The sequence below is a fragment of the Thiomicrospira microaerophila genome (genome assembly GCF_000934765.1).
GTDB classification, from domain to species: Bacteria; Pseudomonadota; Gammaproteobacteria; order Thiomicrospirales; family Thiomicrospiraceae; genus Thiomicrospira; species Thiomicrospira microaerophila.
The window spans coordinates 1-13,866 of the sequence record NZ_JYNN01000011.1 but is presented as its reverse complement, the minus strand read 5'-3'; the positions used below and the strand labels follow the sequence as shown (position 1 = coordinate 13,866).

General features: G+C 48.3%; 1 protein-coding gene (only partly in view). It reads left to right on the top strand.

Annotation, left to right across the window (positions count from 1 at the left end):
• Nucleotides 1-13,866 carry part of the coding region annotated (locus NA59_RS05805; protein ID WP_198401061.1) for an LEPR-XLL domain-containing protein on the top strand (this coding region is incomplete at its 3' end). 40,135 nt of the annotated region lie to the left of the window's left edge, so 13,866 of the 54,001 annotated nt are shown.

Below are 13,866 nucleotides of genomic sequence, written 5' to 3'. Positions count from 1 at the left end.
TGGGTGGTATTGTCAATGCGACGGACGATATGGTGCTGACGGCACGGAACTTGATTAGCGAAGGCGCATCGGTGTTTTTAGCTGATAAGCTGGCGATTACGACAACTGGCTCTATTCAAGCGAATACCCGCGTGAATGAAATTGAAGCGCGATCTACTTTATCAGGCCATATTGCGATTAATGAAGCAACAAATCTGCAGGTTCGAAATGTAGTGGCGCAAGATGGCGCTATTACGATTGGTACGGGCGGTGATCAGCATGTTCATAATGTGATGATTATGGTGGACAAGGCCGGAAATGATATCCAGCTGAATTCGAGTAAGGATATGCACATCGATTATGCGGAAGCGGGTGTGTTAGCAGGGGCTCAGAAACAGCATAGCGCTGTGATTGTTGATGCGAGAGGCGTGATTTATGAAATGGCGCCTTATGATAATGCACGTGTTGATCTTTACGGTTATGAAGTGATTATTCGGGGTGAAACAGCCGCGGCGGTGACCCAGTTATCTAATCCTAGCATTGTTGGGGTGGATCAAGGTTTAGAAGTGATTAGCACAAAAGCCGGTGGCGGTGTGACGCTACAGGCGGAGTCCAATTTAACAAGCACCAATCCAAGCTTTACTTCGGCCGCCAGTGTGCAGGTAAACGCCGCGCAATTAACGGCTCCTGGGGTAGATAGTTACCAAGAGCAGCGCTTAACCTTGTCTAGTTTGCATGCGCAGGGCGATCGTTTTGTTGTAACGCTGGGCACTGACACCTTTGTAGTTGAGGTTGGGGATACAGTAAACAATGTAGAGGTTACGCAGACTGTTAATAGTATTTTAACGGCAATCGCGTTTAAGTTATCGGAGCGCAACGATGTAGATTCGGTGGTCGTGAGTACGATTGACAGCGCTTTAACGGTGAAGGCGGCACAGCCTAATACCGCACTGGGTAGCTTGAGTGTTGAGGTGTCGCGCTTTGAAACAAGCGTAGTGTCTGATGCTGTAACCGGTGATTACGCCTTGCCTACCACACCTGCGGGTCTAGATCAGTTTGAGCGCCGCGATGTTGTGTTCCTTGATGAGGTAGGCGAGACGACTCTTGCGGCACCGGAGGACGGATTTACCTATAGCGTCACGCTTGCTGGTGTGGATTATTCGCTAAGCACCGGTGAAAACCTTGTTTTAGCCACTCAGGGTTTTGAGATTGAGCGTATTCGCGCCTCGGTCGTGAAGGCGTTAGCCGTTGATGTTACGGTTAGTCCGCCAGCGGACGCTCGTACCATTACAATTTCTGACCTTGCGCTTGACACGAGATATAACGATAAGGGCACATTTAGCGTGATCTTGGCTGAGGATGTCAGTGTGTCATGGCAGCCTTCTGGTGAAGAACCAGTAACCATTCATTCTGTAGCAGCAGCATTGGCGCAACAAATTAATGCATTAGAGGGTTACGATGCTGAAGCGAATGAAGGGGTGATTACCATTAGTTCGGGTGCTGGCACGTCGGCAAGCCTTGCATTTGAGGCTAGCGCACGTCAATTGGTGGCAATAGAAAACGACGGTATTAAGCAGAACAAGGCCGTTACTTCGATAGCCGATCGTGCGTTTGTGTATCTGTCGGGTAGCACGCTTTACACAATCGATGTAGGTGAATCCGATCTAAGTTATCACTTAACATCCGGTGAGACTGGTTATAGCGTCACGGCTGATGGAAAAGATAGTTTTTCTGCCGTGGCAGAAGCATTCGAGGCGGCGGTGGTGGTGGATGACGCTTCACAGCTTGTATTTAAGCGATTAGTGGTTGATTCTTGGGCGTCATTGTATGCTGGGTTCCTTGGCGCGATTGTTCAAGATACCGGCAAGATCTCTGGTGAGGGATTGTTGGCGTTTGGTGATGATCGTTTTACTTTTAGTACAGAGACGATGACACTCGATCCAGAAGATGAGAATTCCCCAATCGTTGCGGGCTCTATTAGGGCCGTACATCAAACAGCGAATGAGATATTCACTTTAGACGCATCAGTAAAAAACGCAGAGGGTAATAATCAGACCGATCGTTATGCGGTTGCTCTAGTGCAAGAAGCAGGCAGTCGTCAAGCACAGGTTAATGAGGTGGTGCTGAGTACAGCGGTGGAGGAAAGTTATCTTTATTCATTGTTTTTTACAACCGTTCAGGACCCTCCAGTGCAACATCCAGTGCAAGTTCGGGTAGGTGACACCGTCAACGAGGCTGTTGTAGAGGCGAGTTTGGCATCGGTTTTGTCGGCATTGGTGCATGAAGTGAATAGTCTTGACAATGCTGGGGTTGTAGCGAGCTTTGATGCTAATAAGTTGGTGTTAACCGCCAGCGAGCCCAACGTTCCTTTTGTATTGAATTCTTTTGTTGTATTGAGCCAAGGCCAGCAAGCCATTGCGCCATCGCCAGCTTCCGAGATTACCCAAGCGGTTTCAACGCCTATTAAACAACAATCACAAATTAGTTTTGAAGGCGATGCGTCTACAGCGATACGTTATGACGTGCGGATAGGGTCACAGATTCACAGTGTTCAACCGGGTGTTGAGGGTGTAACGGCGGATTGGAGCGCTATTCTTGGCGCGTTGAAAACAAAAATTGATGCTGGCAACCTAATGACAGCCACCGTGGATGTTGGGAATAAGCGCTTAACGCTTGAAGCGGTCTTACCGAATACGCCTTACACTGTGAGCGCGAGTGGGGTGAATATGGACGTGCTTTCTGGGGCGGCACAGTTGCCTGGCGACCATGTTCTGATTATCTCTGAGCGAGACAAGGGGAGTTATTCATTTAGTGCGGGAGGCGATTTAACGCTGGTTAGCCTGCAAACTTATCCTGATAACAATGAAACAATTTCGCTGTCAGCCGGTAAGGATTTAGTCATTGTTGAGGCATTGAACGTAGGGGACAATGGAACACTCAAACTGACATCCGGCCAGGGTATCGCCTTGGGTGGCGAGGTAACGGCGGGAACATTGGACTTACAAGCGGCCAATGATTTATCGGTGACGACAAAGGTGACTAACCTCAAGTTGAATATGACTGGGACAGGTAATGTCATGGTTGATCAAAAGGGTAGCTTGCTGATTGAGTCCTTAAATATGGCCGGTGGCAACCTGACTTTGGTTGTGGACGGTGATTTAGATATTGGTAGCTTAACCGGTACAGCAGGCAGCTTAACGATTCAAACCTCCGGTAGCGTAAATTTTGGTGAAGGTTCGTTAGCTAATTTGGGCAATGTTGTTATCACCGGTATGAATGGTTCACCGGCACAAGGAGCTATTACAGGAACAATAACGGCGACAGGTCTTGCTATTTCAACGCAAGGGGCAGTGAATTTAGTCAACACGGGTGCACTCGAGGTGACTAAGCTGGAAACCGGTGGTTCTGCGGTTACGCTGACGGCTGGCGGCAATTTAACGCTGGCGGCAGCGCTGGATTTAGCTGGCACCGCGAACTTGAACTTAACGACGACCGCTGGCCAAATCAGTCTTCTTAATGCAATAAATAGTCTGTCTGGAACGATTAACATCTCTGCAAAAGACGGGTTGGTTCTGGGCGAAAATGCCGATATTACCTCAAGCTCAGGTCTTGTGACCTTGAATGCCGGCACGGGTGCTTTGACGATGACCAGTCAGACGTGGATTGATGCTGGGGATGCGCAAATCACTATGGAGGCGGGCGGTAATGCCACTATCGGTAAGGTGCGCACTAGCTATGAGGGTACGATTAGCATTACCAGCACGAGTGGCGCGGTATTGGATGCCGGAGATAGTCCGGTGGATATCGGGGCGGTTAATGCCACGCTGGTGATTAGCGCGGCACAAGGTGTCGGGCATGTCTCACTCGGTGGCGGCACCTTAGAAACGGATGTGAAACATCTGAAGATTATTAATGGCAATGCGGGCGATATTTTGATTGAAAACGCATCCGGTTTGGACAGTTTGTCGATTACCAATGCCAGCAACGGTAACGTAAGTATCAGCACGATTAATGGTTCGATTGTGGTTGATGGCGCGGGAATCACTTCAGGTACAGGTAACCTGAGTTTGTATGCCGGCGGTGCCGATGCGGGTATTCGGATCACGTCGGATATTCGTACGACGACAGAAGCGGGCAAGACTTTGGCGCTAACGGCAGAGGGCGGTGATCTGGTGTTGGGTGCAGGGATTCGTGTGGTTGGTTTAGGGGATATTCGTATCACTACGCCGCAGGGGTCGGTGTTGAATGATCATGGTGTGGCTAACCAGGCCTGGTTAACAAATGGTGTGGGTGAAAATGAACAATTCAGTAGCGATATTGATTGGGCATTGCGTTTTGGTAAGTTTACGGTGAATAGCGCAACGGGCGAGATCAAAGCGGCAAAAATGCAGTCTTTTGAGGAAGCGAGTCGTCCAGATATCAATAACGACACGATTTTGCGTGCCGCTGATGGCGCGTATATTCAGACCCTAGGTCATTTAACGATCACTTCACAAGGCAAAATTGGTGAAGCGGTGTCTGGGTTCTTGTTAAGTCCGTTGGCGATTGTGGTGGATGCAGCGAAAATCACCGCTTCGAGTTCCGAGCGTGAAAACGTCTTGATCATTGCGACGGGCAATACTGAAGTGGTGCAGGATGCGCGTGCGACCGGTTCGCGTGGCGGTTCAACGGATATTTCGAGTTTATCGGGTTCTCAAACCATTTCGGCGGCAGTGGATGCGGGCGGTAAGGATATTGTCATCGTCTCCAATGAGTTGGTGATTACGGAGAGTTTGCGCAGTGCGGGTGCCTTGTTAACGCTGCGCCCGATTGATACGGATCGTCCGATTGTCTTGGGTGACTTGGCAACGCCATCCAGTAATGTATTGCATTTAACTGTTGCTGAGCTGGAGCGTATTCAAGCCGGTTTCCGCGAAATCATTATTGGCTCAACGATTGGGCAGCATAATATTTCGATTGGTGAGGCCGCTACAAAAGAAGTTGTGACGGTAAAAGATAACTTGACGATTCAAAATCCGATTGCAGGTTCGATTCATGTGCATCAAGATTTGGTCGGCTTAAATGGCTCCACCTTGCGAATTTTCGGCGCAGGCAATACCACTACTTGGTCGGCCAATACCTTGATGACTGGCAGTGAAATCGTCAATGATTCGATTTTGGTGGATGGCGAGATTTATGTGGTCGCGGGGGCGAATTTTGTTGAAGTGCTTAACGCCACTGGATTTGAACGTGGTCAGACTGTTTACCAAGGTGATAGTTTAGAAAACGCAACGGTGACCGCTAAGGTGCATGTGGTGTCGGGTAATCGACTGTTCTTGAGTGATTTTAGTGGTACGTTTAATGTCGATGAGGCGTTAAAAGTCGGTGATGTGAGCTCAAATGTCGTGTCACAGTCCTTGGGTAACGCCGGCAGTATCACCTTGGGTACGGCTAACTCCAGTCATTATTTAGATGCGGCGGTAAACGATAAGGTTGATACCTTAAATCTGATGGCGAATAACGGCAATATCACAATTAACGCGCAACTTGGCAAAACCCGCGCGATTGATGGCTTGACGATTGAGGGGGCGAACAATGTCACCTTTAATCAGATGGTGAATATCGATGGGGATTTGATTATCGAGGCCAGCGGTTCCGTGAACTTTAATGCCAGTATGGTCATTAATGGTAATTTGATTATTAAGGGCGCGAGCCATATTTACTTTAGTAATGATATTAGCGTGTCGTTTGGGCAGCAGGGAAGTGGTGGTAAGCTCATTTATTTGCAAACGGATATTTTGGATTTACCTCAAGCCCGTTCAGGTGCGATTGTAAATCCTGGTGGTAGCTTGGTGATTGAAACCACTACGCTAGGTCGCTCGATTGCGATTGCGAATCCGCCGTTTGTGTCCTTGACGAATGAGTTGCACATTTCAAATAGTGATTTACAAGCGCTTTCTGCCGGTTTTGACAAGATTATTATCGGACATGAGCAGGACGGTAAGGCGAAAGCCGGCGCGGGTAATGTTCGTATTGGTGCGATCCAAATTGCAGGCGCTAATACCTTTAATGATAAGGTCGAGATTTATGGCGGCAATATTTTAGTTGAAGACTTGTCGAATAATAACTATGTATTGAAAACCGCGAAAGACTTGTCATTGATTGCCGAATTTAATATTACGATTCGTAATGAAGTCGATGTTTATAGTAACGGGGGACAAAACAATAGCTTAAATCTGTTTGCAGAAAAAGGCGTTGTAGTGCAGGAAAACGGTAACTTTGGTGATGATTCTGAAGTATTGCGCGCGAATACACTGAATGTGCAGGCATACAGCGGGATGCGTTTGTTGTGGACAGAGATAAATGAGTTGAATGCGATCAATACCGGTATTGAAGGGGATATTCGCATTCATACCCAACCAAGCAGTGTGTCTGATGTATCGGGTGATTTATTGATTCAGCGTTTGGCGCAGACGGATGCATCGGGCGATGGTTCGATTATCGTCAGTACGGAGTTGGGAAATATTCAATTGTCACCGAATGCGAGTCAGTTGGTTAAAGCAGGATTCAATCCAACAGATATTTTGACCAGTGGTTCAGGCATCACGATTGCAGGCAGTGGGGATCTGGTGCTGGTGGCATCGAGTTCGGCGAATCAACAAGGTGATAATCCGATTAACTTGAAAAAACAAGCCGATAACAAGTTCATTGAAGTTATGAACAGCATTAAGACCACCAGCGGTGCGATTACCCTGTTGGCGGATGGCTTGATTCGTAATAGTGGCTTGGGTGTGGTTGAAACGACTGGTGCAGGTGTGATTTATCTGACGTCTAACAGCGGTTCGATTGAGCAACAAGCGAATATTCTCTCGAAAGGTGGTGCAATTAACCTGAATGCGGGTCTGGATATCCTGATGAAAAATGGTGTTCAATCAGATGCCGATGACGGCTCGATTGATTATCAAGCTGGACGTCATATTACCTTGGCGCAGTTGAATTCAACCAATGAAATCGTGTTAAAAGCCGGTGTGGATTCAGACCAAACAGTGGGCGCGATTCAGTCTGTAGCGAGCTTGTCTTTACCTTATAACCTATCGGGTGGCACCACGAAGCTAGTGATGCAGGCGAAGTCGGGTATCGGGTCATCCGTTGCAGGTATGGCACTGAAAACACAGGTTGAGCAAGTGAGTGCGGTCAATACCCTCAGCGGTGGACTGTATCTGACAGAGGCAGACGCATTAACGATCAGTCGTGACGGCATTACCCTCGGCGGTACCGGTGAGGGCGCGGCCAATGCGGTCATTCAAACCCTAGCAGGCAGTTTAACGGTGAGCGGTTCAATTCTGTTAAATGGCGCAACAGGTAACCTATTGCTGAAAACAGAAGGAACTGACAGCGATATTTTAGTGAATAAAGTGGTGCAATCAAGCAAGGGCTCGATGTCACTTGAAGCGGCACGTCACATTGAAATAGGTGATGGCAGCGAAACGATGTTCCTTGCCAGCTTAGCCTCGGGTCAAACGCTCGACCTATGGGCAAAATCCGGTGCGATTCAAATGGCGAATAATGCCAGCGTCCGCACAAATGCAGGTCATCTACGTGCCGAAGCGGAAACGGATATCAGCGTCAGCTTAATTGATTTGCGTTCAAGTCAAGATCGCAGTGCACAAGCGCTCACGGGACAAGCGAATTGGGGTTCAGTGAATCTCATCGCCGGCGGATCGATTGTTGATGCCGCAACGGCGGGCGATACTGCAGTGGATATCTTTGCAAATAACCTGCGTATGCAAGCGGGCACGGCAATCGGTAGCCATGATAATGCACTAGAAACCGAAGTGAGCAAGCTTGCGGCACTAGCGACGAATGGTTCGATTTTTATTACCGAGTCGAGTGCAGTGAGTGTGTCTACAGTGACGTTAGTGGATTCTGTCGTCAATCGTGTCGGTTTGAATGGTGCCTCTGCGTCTTTGGACCTTGGCGCAGACTTATCAGGTATTGAGATTACAGAAAATGCGGAAAATCAACATCATTTTGTGTTGGTGAATAAAACAGGCACCTTAGCGGTAGCGGCGGATATTTCCGTAGCGACTAACGCCAATATTCGTCTGCAAGCGCAATCTGGCGCGATGACAGTTTCAAGTGATATCAAATCAGTTAATGGTCATATTGCCTTGTTGAGTTCTGGATTATTCACGCAGAACGCAGGGGTGAATACCACAGAGGGCGATATTACAGTGGATGCAGGGTCGATTGTGATGGGTGATTTGGCCGTGTCGAAAGCCGCCAATATTCGTTACACCACAGCGGGTACTTTGGCGCTAGCTAGCCTAGAGGCAATCGGTGGTAATGTAAGCCTAATCGCTGAAAGCATCACCGATAACAATGCCGATGCGATGAATGTCAAAGCCACCCACCTACGTGTTGAAGTAACAGGTAAAGCAGGCGGCTTCGGCGCAACCGGCAACGCCATGGAAACCCAAGTCACTAATCTAAGTGTTGATGCAGGAACAGCCGGCGTGTTTATCGCGCAAATGGGCGCCGTCAATGTAACCGCGTTAAATGCGATGAGCTTTAAGTCTGTTGATGTTAATGGTGTTGATCTAAGCAACATAGATGATGCGGCGCAAGAAGACATCGTGTCGACAGGTGCGTTGGTATTAAGTGTAACGAACGGAATATTGACTGTGAATGCAGGCGATAATGAAGCCTTCGGTATTCAATCTTCTGGCAATACCTTATTGCAAACTACTGGTTCGGGCTATATCGACCTTAAAGGCGCCCTAACCATCGGCGGTCACTTGACCATCGACAGTGCGGCAGACATTAAAATTAACGCCAATATCACCACCACAGCAAAAACCATGGATTTATCTGCACAAGGTTCCATCACCATGGCAGCAGACACCACGCTGAACTCAACAAATGGCCACATCCGTTTAGAAGCCAAAGACGGTACGATCACAACGCAAGTGATTAACGCAGGCACAGCCAATATTGCGTTAATAGCGGGTGAAGCTATTCAAGATAACGACAATGTTAATGCACTAATAACCGCTGCAGGTCTGCTACTAGAAGCGGGCACTGCAATCGGTTCATCGGGCAATGTATTCAACACCAACGTCAACAGCTTATCAGCGCATTCTAAAGCGGGCGGTCTATTTATCACCGAAGCCAATGGCTTAACGCTCGAAGGTGTAACGGTGACTGTACAACGCGTTGAAGCAAGCGCATTAGATTTTGGCTTAACAGATATAGCAAAAACACAGAAATACCTGGATTCAGCCGGAGTACTGGTGTTAACACTAGCTGAAGGCGATTTAGAAGTTAAAGCAGGTGAGGATTCACAACCAGGCCTGGTTGCAAAAGACAACGTGCGTATTGAAGCAATCGTTGGCGGCATGACGCTAAACGGCAACCTCGATGTCACCAACGGTCATATCAGCCTAATCAGTAAAGGCCAGCTCACACAAAACGCCTTGGTAAAAACCACAGAGGGCGATGTGACGGTGGATGCCTCAACGATTGTGATGGGCATAGAAGCGCATTCAGAAGCCGCCAATATTCGTTATCATGCAACGGGAACGCTCGCACTGGCTAGCCTAGAAGCGCTGGCTGAAAATGGTAATGTAAGCCTAATCGCCGCAAACATCACCGATAACAATGCCGATGCGATGAATGTCAAAGCCACCAACCTACGCGTGAATGTAACAGGTGCAGCAGACGGCTTCGGCGCAACCGACAACGCAATGGAAACCCAAGTCAATAATCTAAGTGTTGATGCAGGAACAGCCGGCGTGTTTATCGCGCAAATGGGCGCCGTCAATGTAACCGCGTTGAATGCGATGACGTTTAAAACAGTCGGCGACAATGGCGTTGCGACAGATTTAATCCTAATTGATGGTGTAACAGATGCGGCGCAAGAAGATATCGTGACGACAGGTGCGTTGGTATTAAGTGTAACGAACGGTCAGATAACAGTGAACGCAGGAACCGCTGGAACAGCCGGTCTAGATGTTGGCGCTAACACGCTATTGCAAACAACGGTTACTCAAAACTTTACAGACGAAAGCGGCATCGACCTTAAAGGCGCACTAATAATCGGCGGTCACTTGACCATCGACAGTGCGGCGAGTCTAGCGATCAACGCCAATATCACCACCACAGCAAAAACCATGGATTTAACCGCACAAGGTTCAATCGTCATGGCAGCAGTCACCACGCTGAACACAGCTAATGGCGACATTCGCCTAGAAGCGAAAACCGGTGCGATCACAACGCAAGTGATTAACGCAGGCACAGCCAATATTGCGTTAATAGCAGGTACAGCTATTCAAGATAACGACAACAATGGTGCACTAATAACCGCTGCAGGTCTGCTACTAGAAGCGGGCACAGCAATCGGTTCATCGGGCAATGTATTCAACACCAACGTCAACAGCTTATCAGCACATACTGGCACAGCCGGCCTATTCATCACCGAAGCCAATGGCTTAACGGTAGATAGCGTAACGGTTGAAGCTAACCGCATAGGCACTGATGGTGAGGTTGATGAAGATTTTGCAGCCGATATTCAAGAGGATCTAAACTCAGACGGTGTACTGGTATTAACACTAACTGCAGGCAATTTAGAAGTTAAAGCAGGTGAGGATTCACAACCAGGTCTGGTTGCAAAAGACAACGTGCGTATTGAAACAATCGTTGGCGACATGACGCTAAAGGGCAACCTCGATGTCACCGGCGGTCATATCAGTCTAATCAGTAAAGGCAAGCTCACACAAAATGCCTTGGTAAAAACCTCCACGGGCGATGTGACAGTGGATGCCTCATCGATTGAAATGAGTGCAACAGCGCAAACTCAAGCCAGCCATATTCGTTACAGCGCTAGCGGAGAACTCAAGCTAGCCAGCCTAGAGGCAAACGGTGGTAATGTAAGCTTAATCGCCGCAAACATCACCGATAACAATGCCGATGCGATGAATGTCAAAGCCACCCACCTACGTGTTGATGTAACAGGTGAAGCTGGCGGCTTCGGCGTAACCGGCAACGCCATGGAAACCCAAGTCACTAATCTAAGTGTTGATGCAGGAACAGCCGGCGTGTTTGTCGCGCAAATGGGTGCTGTCAATGTAACCGCGTTAAATGCGATGAGCTTTAAGTCTGTTGATGTTGATGGTGTTGCTTTGAGCACCATTGATGATGCGGCGCAAGAAGACATCGTGACGACAGGTGCGTTGGTCTTGAGTGTAGCGAGCGGAATATTGACTGTGAATGCAGGCGATAATGAAGCCTTCGGTATTCAATCTTCTGGCAATACCTTATTGCAAACTACTGGTTCGGGCTATATCGACCTTAAAGGCGCCCTAACCATCGGCGGTCACTTGACCATCGACAGTGCGGCAGAGATTAAAATCAACGCCAATATCACCACCACAGCAACAACCATGGATTTAACCGCGCAAGGTTCCATCACCATGGCAGCAGACACCACGCTGAACTCAGCTAATGGCGACATCCGTTTAGAAGCCCAAGACGGTGCGATAACCATTAACCTGATTAATGCGGGTGATGAAGGTAATGTGGCCATACTGGCAGGTACAACGATTAATGACTTAGGTGCAACCAACTCAGTGATGGCCGATGGTCTATTAATCTCAGCCGGTACATCGATTGGTTCATCGGACAATGTATTCAACACCAACGTCAACAGCTTATCAGCACATGCTGGCACAGCCGGCCTATTCATCACCGAAGCCAATGGCTTAACGGTAGATAGTGTAACGGTGAGTGTAAAACGCGTTGATGCAAGCGCATTAGATGTCAGCTTAACAAATATTGCAAAAACACAGGAAGACTTAGATTCAGCCGGTGTACTGGTACTTACGGTTAACGCAGGCGATTTAGAAGTTAAAGCAGGAAAGGATTCACAACCAGGCCTGGTTGCAAAAGACAACGTGCGTATTGAAACAATCGTTGGCGGCATGACGCTAAACGGCAATCTTGATGTCACCGGCGGTCATATCAGCCTAATCAGTAAAGGCCAGCTCACACAAAACGCCTTGGTAAAAACCACAGAGGGCGATGTGACAGTGGATGCCTCATCGATTGTGATGAGTGCAACAGCGCAAACTCAAGCCAGCCATATTCGTTACAGCGCTAGCGGAGAACTCAAGCTAGCCAGCCTAGAGGCAAACGGTGGTAATGTAAGCCTAATCGCCGAAAGCATCACTGATAACAATGCCGATGCGATGAATGTCAAAGCCACCAACCTACGTGTTGAAGTAAAAGATGCAGCAGGCGGCTTCGGTGCAACCGGCAACGCAATCGAAACTCAAGTCGATAACATCGCCGTGAAAGCAGGAACAGCCGGCGTGTTTATCGCGCAAATGGGTGCTGTCAATGTAACCGCGTTAAATGCGATGAGCTTTAAGTCTGTTGATTTTAATGGTGTTACGTTGAACACCACTGAAGATGCGACACAAGAAGACATCGTGACGACAGGTGCTTTGGTACTAAGTGTAACAGACGGTCAGTTAACAGTGAACGCAGGAACCGCTGGAACAGCCGGTCTAGATGTTGGCGCTAACACGCTATTGCAAACCATCAACTCAGGTAATATTGAACTGAATGGCGCACTAACCATCGGCGGTCACTTGACCATCGACAGTGCGGCAGACATTGAAATCAACGCCAATATCAGTACAGCGAATGAAAAAACGATTGATTTAATCGCTAAAAATGCCATTACCATGGCGGCGTCTACGGAAGTAGAAGCCATAAATGCGGCTATGCGCTTACAAGCCGGAACGGTGATTGACTTATCGTCGATTAAAGCCAGTTCGGTAACTTTAACTGCGGATGAGATTTCAAATAACGACTCAGCGGTCACCAATATCACTGCCGGCGACTTGTCGCTGACCCTAACCTTAGGTATGCAGGCGAATTCTTCAGCGATCTCAACAGCCCTTACCACCCTTGCTGCCAACACAGGTAACCAAGGCTTGGCCATTACAAACCAAGGTACCCTGACGATTGGTGCTGTCTCAGCGATCAGCATTGAGCGTGTAAATACCTTGGCAAACACAGATACACAAAACTCAGCGGCAATGAGTAATATCGCCTCCGCAGCAGGTGAAATCCAAATCACCACAACAGGTACAAATGCAGGTATTAATCTAGGTCTAATCGATACAAGATCAACGCAAAATGAGTTGACTCATCTAGCCAACGTAACCCTAACTGCAACGGGTGACGTGCTTGATACTCAAACCCCTGTTGATACAGTAAATATCTTCGCTAAGCATCTAGTGGTTGATGCAAACGGATTCGGTAACACTGAAAACCTGATTGAAACCCAAGTTACTGACCTGAGTTTGGATATCAAAGCCAATGGTGCTTATATCACCCAAGAGGGTGATATCAAACTCCACAGCTCAACTATCACCGGCAACACAACCCTAAATGTCACCGGCACGACTGACCTAGAGGGCAAGCTAGACATCACAGGCAACCTAACCTTAGAAGGAACGGGCGCTATTAACCTAGAAAACAGCCTAAGCGTGACAGGTGAAGCCATCATTACCGGTCAAGACAGCATCACACTAAGTGGCAAAACCGACATAGGCCAAGCACTCACCATTGACGCAACAGGCGCGGTTAACATCAGTGACAAACTAGAGGTCGGTGAAGCCACAAACATCACCACCCAAAACACGCTCCACCTAAGCGGAGACACAACACTAAACGGTTTACTTAAAGTGGATGCCAAGGACAATGTCACCCTAACGGGCACGATTGAAGTTGCCAAAGCGACTGACATCAACACCCAAGGAAAACTAGAGATCACCGGCGACTACATAGCCAAAGGCAACGTCACGATCGAAGTCAGCGGCACCACTGACCTAGATGGCA